The 15208-nt window shown below is 66.0% G+C and carries 12 protein-coding genes; 4 read left to right on the top strand and 8 right to left on the bottom strand.

Features of this window, described 5'->3' with window-relative positions; genetic code table 11:
• Positions 1–9: 9 nt before the first annotated feature.
• The 7 genes from RCP37_RS21640 to RCP37_RS21610 form a co-directional block, all read right to left on the bottom strand.
• A complete protein-coding gene (locus tag RCP37_RS21640; RefSeq protein WP_308484960.1) occupies positions 10–1275 on the bottom strand; it encodes a PPE family protein in 1266 nt (421 codons plus the stop codon).
• A 475-nt stretch (positions 1276–1750) separates the two neighbouring features.
• A complete protein-coding gene (locus RCP37_RS21635) occupies positions 1751–2779 on the bottom strand; it encodes a fused (3R)-hydroxyacyl-ACP dehydratase subunits HadA/HadB (RefSeq protein ID WP_308484959.1) in 1029 nt (342 codons plus the stop codon).
• 108 nt (positions 2780–2887) lie between these two features.
• Complete coding sequence (gene cydC, locus RCP37_RS21630) at positions 2888–4594, bottom strand: thiol reductant ABC exporter subunit CydC (protein WP_308484958.1); 1707 nt, start codon at positions 4592–4594, stop codon at positions 2888–2890.
• Positions 4581–6194 carry a thiol reductant ABC exporter subunit CydD gene (gene cydD, locus RCP37_RS21625; protein ID WP_308487199.1) on the bottom strand — a complete coding sequence of 538 codons (1614 nt, stop codon included), beginning with the start codon at positions 6192–6194 and terminating at the stop codon, positions 4581–4583. Before cydD ends, cydC begins: the two co-directional genes overlap by 14 nt.
• Before the next feature lie 56 nt (positions 6195–6250).
• Positions 6251–7297: a cytochrome d ubiquinol oxidase subunit II gene (gene cydB / locus RCP37_RS21620; protein ID WP_308484957.1), complete on the bottom strand. Its 1047-nt coding sequence runs from the start codon at positions 7295–7297 to the stop codon at positions 6251–6253.
• Positions 7298–7317: 20 nt separating this feature from the next.
• Positions 7318–8787 (bottom strand): cytochrome ubiquinol oxidase subunit I, encoded by a 1470-nt coding sequence (locus RCP37_RS21615; protein ID WP_308484956.1) that lies wholly within the window; start codon positions 8785–8787, stop codon positions 7318–7320.
• Positions 8788–8903: 116 nt separating this feature from the next.
• Positions 8904–9476: a TetR/AcrR family transcriptional regulator gene (locus RCP37_RS21610; protein WP_308484955.1), complete on the bottom strand. Its 573-nt coding sequence runs from the start codon at positions 9474–9476 to the stop codon at positions 8904–8906.
• Positions 9477–9624: 148 nt separating this feature from the next.
• On the opposite strand from RCP37_RS21610, the gene RCP37_RS21605 reads away from it, so the two are divergent.
• Genes RCP37_RS21605 through RCP37_RS21595 form a run of 3 tightly spaced genes read left to right on the top strand, consistent with a single transcriptional unit; the run spans position 9625 to position 13342 of the window.
• A complete protein-coding gene (locus RCP37_RS21605) occupies positions 9625–10086 on the top strand; it encodes a hypothetical protein (RefSeq protein ID WP_308484954.1) in 462 nt (153 codons plus the stop codon).
• Complete coding sequence (locus tag RCP37_RS21600; protein ID WP_308484953.1) at positions 10083–10526, top strand: MmpS family transport accessory protein; 444 nt, start codon at positions 10083–10085, stop codon at positions 10524–10526. Before RCP37_RS21605 ends, RCP37_RS21600 begins: the two co-directional genes overlap by 4 nt.
• Complete coding sequence (locus RCP37_RS21595) at positions 10523–13342, top strand: MMPL/RND family transporter (RefSeq protein WP_308484952.1); 2820 nt, start codon at positions 10523–10525, stop codon at positions 13340–13342. The genes RCP37_RS21600 and RCP37_RS21595 overlap by 4 nt, the downstream gene beginning before the upstream one ends.
• Here RCP37_RS21595 and RCP37_RS21590 read toward each other — a convergent pair.
• The gene (locus RCP37_RS21590; RefSeq protein WP_308484951.1) at positions 13339–13938 is read right to left on the bottom strand and encodes a TetR/AcrR family transcriptional regulator; all 600 of its coding nucleotides are present in this window, start codon (positions 13936–13938) and stop codon (positions 13339–13341) included. The two genes, RCP37_RS21595 and RCP37_RS21590, sit on opposite strands and share 4 nt — an antisense overlap.
• 93 nt (positions 13939–14031) lie before the next feature.
• Between RCP37_RS21590 and RCP37_RS21585 the strand changes: the two genes are divergently transcribed.
• The gene (locus RCP37_RS21585) at positions 14032–15204 is read left to right on the top strand and encodes an aromatic ring-hydroxylating oxygenase subunit alpha (protein WP_308484950.1); all 1173 of its coding nucleotides are present in this window, start codon (positions 14032–14034) and stop codon (positions 15202–15204) included.
• The last annotated feature ends 4 nt before the right edge of the window (positions 15205–15208 follow it).

Raw genomic sequence — 15208 nt, 5'->3', positions numbered from 1 at the left:
ATCGCGGTGTCACTCATCCAATGCCGGAATGACGATGATGGTGGCGGCCGCGGGATCGGCTTCACCGGGCGGAATGGGGCCGAAGGCATCGGACCCGCCGCTGTTGCGCAGCGACCGGGTCGCCGCACCGACGGATTGGGTTGCGGTGCCGCCTATGCCACGGCCCAACAGGCTGGACAGTGCCATCTCACCGAACATGGCGTCCTGACCGGCGACCGCCGCCATCGGGGCGGCCTCCAGAGTTGCCGGCAGTGACGAAGCCATGCTGACCAGCTTGGTCGCGGGAGCCGCAACCGCCCATGATGCCGGCACCGAGAGCTTGCCGACGGAGGCTGCGTTGCCCAGAACGCTGGTGGCACTGCTCAGGCTTGCCGCCGGTAGTGCCGTTTGTGCGAGAGGTGCCAGCGGCAGCAGCGCTCCGGTAATGGCTTTCGGGCCGGCGAAGAAGGACTGCGCAGCCATCCCGTTCATGATCCAGGAGTACATCTGTCCGAACGCCAGCCAATAACCACCGGGGATTGTCGACCAGCCGAGCGGGGTCGTGGGCCCGGTCAGTGTGGAGAAGATCAAGTTCCAGTTGGTTAAGAAATCCGATGATGTCGCCGCCGCGGTCCCCACGGGGTTGGAGGCCAACGACTGCAGCGCCTGGGGCATCGCATTGAGCAGCTGGGAAATCTGCTGCGAGATGTTGGAGGCCGCCGAGTTTCCGGTCGCCTCTGCCGATGCCGCCATCTGATTGGCCGTGCCGGTGGGATTGGTGGTCTCCGGGGGCTGGTTGAACGGGGCGAGCTGCGTTGCTGCGGCGGCCGATCCGGCGTAGCCGTACATCGCCCCGGCGTCTTGGGCCCACATCTCCGCGTAGTGGATTTCGGTGGCGGCGATCGCCGGCGTGTTCTGTCCGAGGAAGTTCGTTGCGATCAGGGTTGCAAGCTGCGTCCGGTTTGCCGCGACCACCGGCGGTGGCACGGTGGCGGCGAAGGCCGCCTCATAGGCCGCTGCTGCGGCGCGGGCCTGGTTGGCCGAGAGTTCGGCCTGTGCGGCGGTCGCGCTCATCCACGTCACGTACGGCTCGGCTGCGGCGGCCATCGAAGTGGACGACGGGCCGGACCATTCCCCGGTGAGGCTGGACACCACGGACTCGTAGGACGAAGCCGCAGAACCCAATTCCGCGGCGAGCGCGTCCCACGCCGAAGCGGCCGCCAGCAGGGGGCCGGAGCCCGCACCCGCGTACATCCGGCCGGAGTTGACCTCCGGGGGCAATGCAGCAAAATCCATCTCGGGTGACTCCTTACGTCACGCGTTTCTGACTGCCGACGCTCGAAACTCGCCGTCGAAACCCAAACCCTAGACGGCCGTTGTCTATTCAAGGTTCCTGCGATGTAAAAAGCGTGCGACTTCTTCAGTTGATAGTGGTACCAGTACATCTTTGAAAACTGTTGTGAGGCAGCTGTCATCAAGCTAGCTGCAGCGATTTCCCGCTTACATCAAGCTTTTTGACGGCTCTAATGCCGTTAATTCCAAAGAAGAGAAATCGCAGCCGGTTCGGGTTCTCCGGCTGCGTCATCAGCCGGTTTATCGAAACCGGTCTACGCCTCTTCGTTCGGGCGGAATTTTCTTCACAAGCGTCATCTCAGTCGGACTGATAGTACGCAGTGTTTACTGGAAAGTGGCTGTCAGCGAACTGGGTTTTCCCTGTCGCTGTGCTGCAGGCGGCCTGTCAGGCTTGCGGGTGTCCGCGCAGGGCCTGAAGTCAGCGGAAGCGGACGTTCATGGTCGCGAGGCCGAAAATCTTCCGGTTCTCGGACTTCGCTGCGACGAGAATGATACCGCTGCGGGTCTCCGGGTCCAGCGACTTGATCCGGCCGCTGAATTCGATGTCAGAGCCTTCCTTGGCGGACACGATCGCCGGTGCGGACAGTCGTACGGCGTAGCGGGTGACTGCGCCCGGGTCGCCGGTCCAGGAGGAGGCGAAGCCCGCGCCCAGACCCATAGTGAGCATGCCGTGCGCAATCACGTCGGGGAGGCCGGCCAGCTTGGCGATGTCCTCATCCCAGTGGATGGGGTTGGCGTCGCCGGCCACGCCGGCATAGTTCACCAGGTCACCCCGGGAAAGCCGGGTGTGATGCACCGGTAGCGCGTCGCCGACCTTCACGTCGTCGAAGGACGGCGTCGCCGGGACGCGGGTCAGGCCACCCTCGGAGATCCGGATTTCGCCGGCGGGCCGCACTGTTTTTTCGTAGCGGGCGGCCGATTCGCCGACGTCGAGGATGTTGACGTCGTGCATCATCGCGCGCTGTACCGCTGTCTTGACCTCCGGGCCGATGTCCTCGGCGGTGACACCGACGACGGTGGTGTGCAGGGTGTGCACCACTTCCCCAGCCGTGTCGGTGAAGGTGTTGGTGACGGTGATCAGGTCGCGGCCGGCGATCCGGCGCACCGAGGTCAGCTCGACGTCGATGGTCAGTTCGTCGCCGTCGACGATCGGGCGGTGCTGCTCGAAGACCTCTTCGGTCTGCATGTAGGTGTCGTAGCCGACGACGACGGATTCGAACATGCGCCGGTTGCACGACATGCCCGGGGTCGAGGTGAACGTCAACGGCGCCACCAGACCCGAGTAGCCCATTTCCGCGGCAGCGGCGACGTCCCAGTGTGCGGGGTGGTAGTCCTGCACGGCGCGCGCGTACTCGCGAACCTTTTCCCGGCCCACCACGTAGGTGCCGTCCATCTGGTAGTAGTGGCCGACCCGCGATTCCAGCGCCGACGTCTCTGCTGTGGTCATGAGTTGACTCAACCGTTCTATCGGCGGGTTTGCGGAAGGCCGACTAAAGCACCCTAGCGGGGATCGCAAGCGCGGCGAAGCCGGGCGCTGCGGGTCCGCGCCGTGGGGTCAGCGGGGATCGCAAGCGCGGCGAAGCCGGGCGCTGCGGGTCCGCGCCGTGGGGTCAGCGGGGATCGCAAGCGCGGCGAAGCCGGGCGCGGCGCCGTCGTCCGGCAGGTGGTGGGTCGCCACCACCACGGTCCGGTCGGCTCCGAACAGCCCGGGCACAGCCAAGAGGTCGCGCAGGAGGTCGTCCGCGTCGGCGGCGTGCAGATGCTCGGTGGGCTCGTCGAGCAGCACGATCCGGGCCGGCGACAGCAGGGCCCGGGCCAGTAACAGGCGTCGCCGCTGACCCGCCGACAGGGCCTCGGCGCCGCCGGCCAGCACGGTTGCCAGACCGTCGGGCAGGCCGGCCAGCCAGGGCCCGAGACCCACCCGGCCCACGGTGGAGGCCAGTTCGTCGTCGTGGCAATCGCCGCGAGCGACCAGCAGGTTGTCCCGGACGGTGGTCGCGAAGATATGCGCGTCCTCGGCAAAAAAGCTGATCGCCAATCGCAGGTCGGTTTCGGAAAGCTCCTGCAGTGCGGTCCCGTCTAGGAAGACGCGGCCGGTCAGCGGTGCCAGCAGACCGGCCAGGGTCATCAGCAGCGTGGTCTTGCCGGACCCACTGGGGCCGGTGATCGCCAGCCGGTCTCCGGGAGCCAGATCAAGCCGTACCTGGAGGCGCTGATCTTCTCGGTATCCGGAACGCAGGTCGGCGTGCAGTGACGGTGTACGCGTCGAATCCGCAGGTGCGAGCTCCGGCGTGCCCGCAGCCACGGGCTCTGCCGGTGCCAGGTCGAGCAGCCGCCGTGCCGCGATCCGTGCCCGGGTCAGCGCGACGGCGGCCCCGGGCAGGGCGGTCGTCGCCTCAAACGCGGACAGCGGCAACAACATGAGCACTGCCAGGGTGGTGGGCGCCACGGCATCGGCGAGCCCGATCCCGGCCACTACAGCGCCCAGCACGCTGACCCCGATCGCGGCGGTGGGCAGAGCAGCGGCGATCGCGGCCGGTTTAGCGGCCCCGTCCAGGGCTGCGGCCCATGCCCGCTGCCGGTCTTGGGACTCACCGATGACGGCGGGCAGCAGCCCGGCGATTCGCAGCTCGGGTGCGTGGTCGAGCGCCTCCATCGCCGCGACGTCACGCTCGGCGAGGTGGTCGCGGGCCGTGTGTTCCTGGGCCGTGGCGGCCCCCGCGGCTAGCCACGGCGCCACCGCACCGGCGACCAGCAGGCAGACGGCCAGGACCACCGCTGCCACCGGCGAGATCGCCGCGATCGCCGCGGTGGCGACCACACCGAGCACCGCCGCCACCGCGATCGGCAGTAGGGCGCGTACCAGGACGTCTGCCAGTTCATCGACATCGGCGCCCACCCGCGCCACCAACTCGCCGCTCGGCAAGCGCACCGCGGTCGCCACCGGCCCGCGGGCCAGTCGCCGATAGAGCCCGCCGCGGGCGCTGCCTGCGGCCCGCAGTGCTGCGTCGTGGCTCACCAGCCGCTCGCAGTAATGCAGTACGCCGCGCGAGATCGCAAACGTCCGCACCGCCACCACTGCGATCGACAGGTCCAGCACCGGTGGCATCTGCCAGGCCCGAGTGATCAGCCAGGCCGAGATCGCGGCCAACGCGAGCGCGCTGCACAGCGACAACGTCCCGAGCAGGCCGGCCAACAGCAGCCGGGGCAGGCGCGGCCGCAGTAGCCCGAGGGCTTCCCACAACGGATCAGGCCGGCGCATGGTCCACGACCCCCTCGCTGTGCACGATCACAACCCGATCGCCGATCGCCAGCACCGGAGCACGGTGGCCCACCACCACTACCGTTGCGCCGCCGCGAGCGCGTCGCACCAGTGCGGCCAGGACGCGTTGTTCGGTGGCGGCGTCTAGGTGGGCCGTCGGCTCGTCGAGCAACAGCACCGGGGCATTCGACCCCAGCGCTCGCGCCAACCCCAGCCGCTGCCGCTGCCCCAATGACAAACCGACGCCGCCGCGGCCCAGCATGGTGTGCAGACCGTCGGGCAGCTCGGCGATCACGTCGTCGAATCCCGCTGCAGCGCAAGCTTCGTCGGCGTCGGCAAGATCGCCGAACAACGCCAGGTTGTGCGCCACCGTGCCCGGGATCAGCGCCGGACGCTGCGGCAGCCAGGACAGTTGGGCCCACCACGCCGGCAGGTCCAGGTCGGCGATGTCGACGCCGGCTACCGTGATGCGCCCAGTGCTGGGTTCGGTGAGGCCGGCGATCGCCGCCAGCGCGGTGCTCTTGCCGGCCCCGTTGGCTCCGGTCAGCACGGTGACTTGGCCGGGTTCGATCAGCGCGGTCAGGCCAGTCGGCGCATCGCCGTCTCGGCCGGCCACGCCGAGTGAATCGAGAAGAATCTGCGCGCCGCGTGCAGTTACCGTGCTGCTACCTGGCGCTCGGCGCGGCGATTCGTCGATCAGCGCAAAGGCTCGCTCGACGGCGGCGCGCCCATCCTCGGCGGCGTGAAACTCCACCCCTATCCGCCGCAGGGGCCAATACACGTCGGGAACCAGCAGCAACACCGTGAGGCCGGCGGTCAGGCTCATCTCGCCGAACACCAGTCGCAGGCCGATGCTGACGGCCACCACCGCCACGCTCAGCGTGGCCAGCAGTTCGAGCACCAGTGCTGACAGGAACGCGATACGCAGGGTGGCCATCGTCGACCGACGCTGCGCGTCGGACAGTTCGGCGATGCGCCGCTCTGGCCCGGCCGCCCGCCCGAGGGCGCGCAGGGTCGGGATGCCGGCGATCAGATCCAGCAGCCGTGTCTGCAAAGTCGTCATGGCCGCCAACGCCGCCGCCGAGCGATCCGCGGTGGCCAGGCCGATCAACACCATGAACACCGGGATCAGCGGCAGCGTGATCATGACGAGCACCGCGGCGCGTCGGTCGTAAAGGGCGACCACCAGCACGCTCACCGGGGTGAGGATCGCCGCCAGCAACAGGGCAGGCAGGTAGGCGGTGAAGTAGGGGCGCAGGCCGTCCAATCCCCGGGTGACCACGACCACGGCGGCGTCTCGTTCGGCGGCCAGTCGGCGGGGGGAGCGTGCGGTGACCGCGGTCAGCACCTGTCCGCTCAGGTCGGCGATCACCGCGCTGGCTCCGCGCTGACCGAGGCGTGCCTGCAACCATTGCGCCAGGGTGCGCACCGCCCACAACAGCACAAGTGCGGCCAGCAGCGGTGACCAGTGCGCGACGCTACGTGTCGACGGTTCGGTGATCACTCCAGACACGATGTCGGCCAACACGATTGCGGACCCAATTGCGCAGGCCGAAATCAGCACTCCGCAGCCCACCATAGCCAGCAGGAAGCGGCGCACCGCCGTCGATGCCTGCCAGAGTCGCGGGTCCAGCGGCGCCCGAGACACCCGGGCGCTCAGGACGGCTGCCTCGCCAACCCGATGGACGGCGGAATCTGATCCGCTGAGATCCGTTGCCGGAACACCCAGTACGTCCAGCCCTGGTACACCATCGCCAGCGGAGCGAAGATCACCGCGGCCCAGGTCATGATCTTCAACGTGTACGGCGTCGACGACGCGTTGTAGATCGTCAGGCTCCACTGCGGATCCAGCGTGGAGGGCAGCAGCGCCGGGTACAGGGCGCCGAACAACAAGATCACCACCGCTGCGACGACCACTGCGCTGCAGGCGAAGGCCCAGCCGTCGGACACCCGGCGCCACACCAGCGCGACCGCGGCCAACTGGGCGACCACCGCGACGCCCAGCACCAGCCACGTCCAGCCGGTGCCGTAAGCGAGTTGAGTCCACAACCCGAAGCCGCCGACCAGCGCGGTCACCGGCAGTGCCAGCCTGGTCGCGAAGCGGTGCGCGTCGTCCCGGATCGCCCCGGCCGTTTTCAACGCGGTGAAGACCGCGCCGTAAAACAGGAACAGTCCACCGGTGGCCAGACCCCCCAGCAGGGTGTAGGCGTTGATCACGTCGCTGAAGGCCAGGCGGACATGGTGATCGGCGTCCACCGGCAGGCCGCGGACCAGGACCGCGAACGCCACACCCCACAGAATCGCGGGCAGCCAGGATCCAGCGGCGATCCCGAGGTCGGCCCAGGCGCGCCACTTCGGGTCATCGACCTTGCCGCGCCACTCGATCGCGACGGCGCGCACGATCATGCCGAACAGGATTGCCAGCAGCGGTAGGTACAGCGTCGAGAACACCGTGGCATACCAGCCCGGGAACGCGGCGAACATCGCGCCGCCGGCGGTGATCAACCAGACCTCGTTGCCGTCCCAGACCGGACCGATGGTGTTCAGCGCGGCCCGACGGTGGGCTTCCCGGCCACCGGCACCGGTACCGGCTCGGCCGAATGGCGCCATCAGCATCCCCACCCCGAAGTCGAAGCCCTCCAGGACGAAGAATCCGAGAAACAGCACCGCGACCAGTACGAACCACACCTGTTGTAGGTCCATCGCGATGACCCCCTTCTACGTCAGTAGGCGAATGACAGTGGCGCCACATCGGTCTCGGCGGGAGGTGCCGGCGGCGCGGGTTCGGCGTCGTGTTCCAGTGGTCCCTCGGCCACGTAGCGTCTGATCAACCAGAACCAGATCACCGCGAGCACCGCATAAACCAGGGTGAACATCACCAGCGAGGTGACCACCACACCCACGCTGTTCCCGGACACACCTTGGGCGACGGTAAGCCGGACATTCGGGTCACCGGTCGGATTGGGGACGACAACCCAAGGCTGACGCCCCATTTCGGTGAAGACCCAGCCGGCACTGTTAGCCAGGAACGGGGTGGGGATGGTCAGCAGCGCCAACCAGGAGAACCAGCGTTGCTGGGGGATCTGTCCGCGACGCGTCAGCCACAGAGCGACCGTCGCGAACAGCACCGGCAACAGCAGAAGCCCGATCATCGCGCGGAACGACCAGTACGTGACGAACAGGTTCGGCCGGTAGTCGCCCGGGCCGAACTTCTGCTCGTAGTGCTGCTGGATGTCCCGGACCCCGTCGAGCCGAACGCCGTTGAATCGGCCCTCGGCCAGGAACGGCAGGACATAGGGCACTTCGATCACCCGGGTCAGGTGGTCGCAGTTGTTCTGTCGTCCGACGGTCAAAACCGAGAAGCTGGGGTCGGTGGCGGTGTCGCACAACGATTCTGCTGACGCCATCTTCATTGGTTGCTGGACGAACATCAGCTTGCCCTGGATGTCACCGGTGAAGAACAGGCCGGCCGCGGCGACCAACGCGACCCAGCACCCGAGGATGGTCGCCGGCCGGTACATGGTTGCCGCGTCACTGTCGGCGCTCTGCGGGGCGCCGTCGGCACGGGACCGGACCATCCACCAGGCGCTTACCGCGGCGACGAACGTCCCGGCGGTCAAGAATGAGCCGGCGACCGCGTGCGACAGCGCGGCCTGGGCGGTGTTGTTGGTGAACAGCGCCATGATGCTGTCCAGTTCGGCGCGCTTGGTCTCCGGGTTGAAGTGAGCGCCGACCGGATGCTGCATGAACGAGTTGGCGGCGATGATGAAGAACGCCGACACGTTAGTGGCGATCGCGACCACCCAGATACACGCCAGGTGTACGACGCGCGGCAGTCGGCTCCAGCCGAAGATCCACAGCCCGATGAAGGTGGACTCGAAAAAGAAGGCCGCCAGACCTTCCATCGCCAACGGTGCGCCGAACACGTCGCCGACGAATCGCGAGTACTCGCTCCAGTTCATTCCGAACTGGAATTCCTGCACGATCCCGGTCGCAACTCCCAGGGCGAAGTTGATCAAGAACAGTTTGCCGAAGAACTTCGTCAGCCGATACCAGGCCACGTTGTCGGTGAACACCCACACCGTCTGCATGACCGCGACCAACGGGGCCAAACCGATGGTCAACGGCACAAATATGAAGTGATAGACGGTGGTGATCCCGAACTGCCACCGCGATACGTCGACAACATCCATGGGCGATCTCCCGGAGCTGCAGGGCAACTACTACGACAGAGCGTAGTAGCTCTGGCGGGCTGGCAACAGACCGTTGTTATGCGGATAACGATGCCACCGCGACGTGACTTGAGTTGCTAAAACGGGGCGGTCACGCCGTGCTCGAAGATTCGGGTGAGCGTCGGCACGATGCTGTGGCGGGAGATGAGGCCGGATGTTGCGTCGCTGCAGGCTTTGACCATCATCCCGAACAACGCGATCCGGATCCATTCCGCGCTGATGCCAGGGTCGAAGACGCCTTCTTGTTGACCGCGCGCGATGAGTTCGAGGATCGGCGCCGAGTTCGGCAGATGCTCGGCGGGGATATCGCGCAGTACCGCGGGGTCTGCGAACAGGAACACGATCCGATCGCCTTCGGGTACCAGGGTGGTGATCACCCGCCGCATCGCCTCGATGGCCGGGCTCTCGGCTGTCGCTGCCGTCGCGAGGATGTCGCTGATGATGCGGATCGAATCCAGAGTGGTTTCGTAGATCAGCCGCTCCCGGTCGGCGAAATAGCGGTGCAGGGTCGAGCGAGCGACCTGGGCGGCCGCAGCGATTTCGGGCAATGTGGCGGTGCGGTCGCGGGCGAGCACCGATGCCGTCGCCTCGAGGATCGCCGCCCGTGTGCGTGCTTGCGAACCGGTCAGCGCCCGGTCATCAACGTCCATGACCGGATGATAGCCTGTCGCCCGTCCCTATATAGGACGTTGACGTCTCATTAATGGACGTATAGTGTCCGCGTTCGGGTGGAGTTGTCCACCCAGGGAGTGCGGCCGCGCACCGCGTGTGCACTACAGATCGGAGGCGGGCGTTGCCATGAGCTGGACCATGTTCGGCACCAATTGGCACCTCTTCGGTGACCTTGCGGCGGTCGCTTTCGTGGTGTTACTGGTCTTCGCGACCGGGACGTTTCTCTACATTCGGCGATTGCGCAACCGGCCGCCCCTACCGATCAGCGAAGGAATCGGCGCCCGGAAGTCTGTACTGGCCAAGGTCCGCAAGGGCGAGGCGCTGGTACCGCAGGAGCTGGAGTTCGCCACCCGCACGATCGACGATCAGCGAAGCCCGCTGGCCTTCTGCATTCCCGCCACGATCTTCTCGCTCGGATGCTTCTACGTTCTCGGCAGCCTGGAGCAGCTACACGGTGCCACTCCGTCGGAGCGGACCTTCCTGGGGCTCATTCCGATGCTCGGCGCATTCAATGTGACCGCCCAGCTGGTACGGACGGCGAAACTGAAGAAGCGGCTTCCGGCGCCGTCCGGCGAGGCGGACGAATGAGCCCCCGTGCACCGCGGCGGTCGCTGCTGGCACGCACCTGGATGCCGTTGATCGCGGTCATCGCGCTCGGCTTAGGCGCGCTGGGCATGTGGAAGGTTCACCAGATGTCGGCACCGGGGCCGGTGCTGACCGTCAATCCGCCCCAGGCAGCAGAGAAGTTCAACCCGAAGAAGCTCACCTATGAGGTGTTCGGCTCCGTCGGCGCGGGCGCCTTGCTGTCCTATGTCGACATCGATGGGCACCCGCATACGGTCGAGCTGGACACCCTGCCGTGGACTCATGAGGAGACGACGATGCTCACGGTGGTGTCCGGCAGTATCTCGGCGCAGGTGCGCGGCGACTACGTCGGCTGCCGGATCCTGGTCGACGACGTGATCCGCGACGAGCGCACCAATGCCCATCCCAACGCCGACATCAGTTGCCGGGTGAAGTCCGCATGAGCGAACATCGCGCGGCCCGCCCACTGGCGGCCCGGCTGGTCCGCATGCTGTCCATTCCGATCATCGTGTGCTGGGCACTGTTGGCGGTGGTGACCAATACCTTTGTGCCGCAAGTGGAGAGGGTCGCCGAGGAACTCGCCGGCTCGATGGTCCCCACCTATGCCCCATCCCAGGCCGCGATGCTGGCGATCGGGGAGAAGTTCCAGGAGTCCGATTCGACGAGCATGACGATGCTGGTGCTGGAAGCCGATCGTCTACTGGGGGAGCAGGACCACCGCTACTACGACGCACTGGTGCGCACGCTGCAGGTCGACACCGAACACGTCCAGTACGTGATGGACACCTGGGGAAAGCCGATCACCGCGGCCGGCGCCCAGAGCCTCGACGGCAAGGCCGCCTATGTGCTGCTGCGACTGGCCGGCGACATCGGGCAGTTGCAAGCCAACGACTCCGTGGCCGCAGTGCGGCACACCGTCGCCACCTCCGACCCGCCGCCGGGGCTGACCGTCTACGTCAGTGGCGCGGCACCGCTGGCCGCCGACACCGTGGCGATCGCGAATTCGAGCCTGAACAACATCACGATCGCGACGATCTTCCTGATCATCTTCATGCTGCTGCTGGTCTACCGGTCCTACATCACCATGCTGGTGCCGCTGTTCGGCGTGCTGATCCTCATGCTGGCGGCCAAGGGGGTCATCGCGACCCTCGGCCACTTCGGCTACATCCAGCTGTCGTCGTTCGCGGTGAACTTGGTCGTTGCGCTGACCCTGGGCGCGGGAACCGATTACGGGATCTTCTTGATGGGCCGCTACCACGAGGCACGGCTGAACGGCGAGAGCCGTGAAGACGCGTTCTACACGGCGTATCGCGGGGTGTCGCACGTGATCCTGGGGTCCGGCCTGACGATCGCCGGTGCGGCCTTCTGCCTGAGCTTCGCGCGGCTGAACTACTTCAACACGATGGGGCCGGCGGTGGCCATCAGCATGGTGCTGACCGTCGTGGGCGCCTTGACGCTCGGCCCGGCGATCCTGTGCGTGGGTAGCCTGTTCGGGCTGTTCGATCCGAAGCGAACCGTCAAGGCGCGGCTGTACCGCCGGATTGCTACCAGCGTGGTGCGCTGGCCCAAGCCGATCCTGACCGCCAGTGCCGCGCTGGTGACGGCCGGGGCGGTGTTCGTGCCGACCTATGAGGTCAGCTTCGACGACCGCACCTACCAGCCGCACGATTCCGCCGCCAACCTCGGGTTCGCGGCAGCCGATCGGCACTTCCCGCAAAGCAAATTGTTCTCCGAGATGCTAATGATCGAGTCCGATCACGACATGCGTAACTCGGCGGACTTCATCTCCCTGGACCGGGTGGCCAAAGCGCTCATCAGGCTTCCGGGCGTCGCGATGGTGCAGAGCATCACCCGCCCGATGGGGCGCGCACTGGAACACGCGTCGCTGCCGTATCTGTTCACCACCCAGGGCAGCGGCAACGGCCAGCAACTGCCGTTCACCCGGGAGCAGAACGCCAACACCGAACGGCAGGCGCAGATCATGGCGCATTCGGTGGAGGTGCTGCAGAGCACGATCGCGTTGACGCAGAAACTGGCCGACGAGATGCATGCCACGGTGCTCACCATGGAGGAGATGCAGGCGCTCACCGAACAGATGGATGAGGAGATCTCCAATCTCGATGACTTCATGAGGCCCATCCGAAGCTACTTCTATTGGGAACCACACTGTTTCGATATTCCGGTCTGCTGGGCGTTTCGGTCACTGTGGGACATGATGGACAGCGTCGACAAACTGGCGGCGAACATCAAAGACGCGGTATCGCATCTGGAAGTCGTCGATACGCTGCTGCCGCAGATGGTCGCGCAACTGAACAAGATGGCCGACGACCAGATCGCTTTGCAGGCATTGATCGTGAACACCTACGGACCCACGAGCATTCAGGCGGACAACACCGATCAGACTTTCGGCGACATGATCAACGTCGGCAACGACTTCGACGCCTCCGGAAGCGACGACTTCTTCTATATACCCCGCCCGGCGTTCGACAACGAGGACGTCAAAACCGGGATGCAGCTGATGATGTCCCCGGACGGCAAGGCCGCCCGGTTCATCGTCACTCATGAAGGAAACGCGATGGGTCCCGAGGGGGTTGAGCACGTGGAGCGGTTCCCCGAGGCGATCAAGATCGCCTTAAAGGAGACCTCGCTGGCCGGCGCCAAGATCTATATCGGTGGTTCGGGCTCCAACAACCGGGATATTCAGCAGTACTCACGGTCGGATCTGCTGATCGCCGCGATCGCCGCTTTCGTCTTGATCTTCCTGATCATGCTGGTGATCACTCGAAGCCTGGTGGCGGCGTTGGTGATTCCCGGAACCGTCGCGTTCTCCTATGCCGGAGCGTTCGGGCTATCGGTATTGATCTGGCAGCATCTGATCGGGCTGCATCTGCACTGGCTGATCCTGCCGCTGACGTTCATCATCCTGGTGGCGGTCGGCTCGGACTACAACCTACTGCTGATCGCCCGGCTCAAAGAGGAACTCGGTGCCGGGCTCAACACCGGCCTGATCCGGGCGCTGGGCAGCACTGGTGGCGTGGTGACATCGGCGGGCCTGGTGTTCGCGTTTACCATGCTGGCGATGCTCGCCAGCGATCTGCGGACCATCGGGCAGCTGGGATCGACGGTGTGTATCGGTCTGCTGCTCGACACGCTGATCGTGCGGTCGTTCATCGTGCCCTCGCTGGTGCGGATCTACGGACCGTGGTTCTGGTGGCCGACCTTGGTGCGCCAGCGCCCGCTGCGGCAGCGGGCAAACTAGGTTGCCGGCGTGATCGCCGGCGCCACCCAGCGTCGCAAGAAGGCCCGCAGCTGTGTGCCGCGGCGTGGGGGGCGACCCGGGTCGATCACCAGCGACTGCAACACGCGCAACATGAACTCCACCAACTGGTCAAGGTCGTCGCTGTCGAAACCCGCCGCGGCCCAATCGACGTCGAACCGTTCGACAATCGAACGCCCGAACGTCAGCGCCGCATCCGAGGTGACTCCGGCGGAGAACGCGCTGGCCTTGCCGGGTGTCAGCAGCAGGCTCATGTAGCGCTCGTCGGGAAGGAGTTCCAGGGTGTGCGCGATGCCCTCCACGACGGACTCGGCGGGGTCGTGGATACCGCGGACGTGGTCGGCCAGGCCGTCGAGGAAGGGCCCGACCTCAGCGACTGCGGTCGCGATCAGCAGCGCTTCGGTGCTGGGGAAATAGCGATACACCGTCTGGCGGGTGACGCCGACGTCCTTTGCCACATCGGAGATCCCGAAGTTGATGCCGGACTGATCGATTCGCCGCCGGGTCGCGTCGAGGAGGCGGGCGATGGCCTCGTCGTCATCGGCCGGCTTTGCGCCCGACCACCCGTGGGTGCGCATGTGCGAACGTTACCGCCTGCCCGGCGCCCCAAGTGGACCATACATATGCCATATGTGTATGGTCCAGGGCAACGACGCCGAAAGGGGCTTCCGGTGACGATCCCGCCGCAACAGCGCACTGGTGCGCTGGACACCGAACTCACCCGGCGGGCACTGCGGTTGGTGCTCGAGAAAACCACCGACATGGCAGACGACGTGCTGCGCGTACCGCTGCACTACCACCGGGACGCGAAGGTCACCGAGATCGAGGAGTCCCAGATCCTTCGGCGCACCCCGCTGGCGATCGTGCCGAGCGTGCAGGTATCGGCGCCCAACGACTACGTCGTGCGATCGGTGCTGGGTGATTCGCTCCTGGTCACTCGGGACAAGGATGGCCGCAGCCACGTCTTCCTCAACTACTGTCGCCATCGTGGCGCGAAGCCGGCCTGCGGGGAGGGCAGTGCGACACGGTTCACCTGCCCGTATCACGCATGGACCTACCGCAACGACGGGAAGCTGCTGACCGTGCCGGGGAGCACCGGATTCACCGGAATGGCCAAGGAAGACTATGGGCTGGTCGAGCTGCCCAACACCGAGAGCCACGGATTCATCTGGGCCGTTTTGACGGTCGGCGCCGACATCGATGTCGAGGCCCATCTCGGCGACGTCGGCCCCGACCTGGAAGCGCTGGACTACACCTCATTCGGATACCACGACTACCGCGAGTTCGAGTCCGAGGTGTCATGGAAGGGCGCCTTGGAAGCGTTCGCTGAGAGCTACCACTTCCCGTTCGTGCACGGTGAGAGCCTCATCGGCCAGAACGCGCTGGCGAACACCTCAATCCACGACCGCTTTGGCAGGCATCACCGAATGGGCTTCCCGTTCAACTGGATCACCAACCTGGAAAGCGACGTGAACGCCTCGTGGGACGTGCGCGACAACATGGGGCTGATCTACTGGATCTACCCGAACATCATTCTGGCGAACAGCTCGGTGGGCGTGGAGGTCATCGACATCCTGCCCGCCGGGTCCCCGACCCGTTGCACGGTCCGGCACAGCTGGCTGGCCCTGATACCGGCCGTCGACGACGCCACGCGCTCCGGTTACGACATGATCTTCGCCGCGGTTCACGCGGCGGTGCGCGATGAGGACTTCACCATGCTGCCGCAGTGCGGTGAGGGGGTCCGGCACGGCCAACACGACCACATGATCATCGGCCGCAACGAGATCGGCGTGCAGCACATGATCCGAACCTTCGCCGACGAACTGGGCATCGCGCTGAGCTGACGAA

This window comes from Mycolicibacter sp. MU0102 (assembly GCF_963378105.1).
Classification (GTDB): domain Bacteria; phylum Actinomycetota; class Actinomycetes; order Mycobacteriales; family Mycobacteriaceae; genus Mycobacterium; species Mycobacterium holstebronense.
This window is presented reverse-complemented; position numbering and strand designations above follow the sequence as displayed.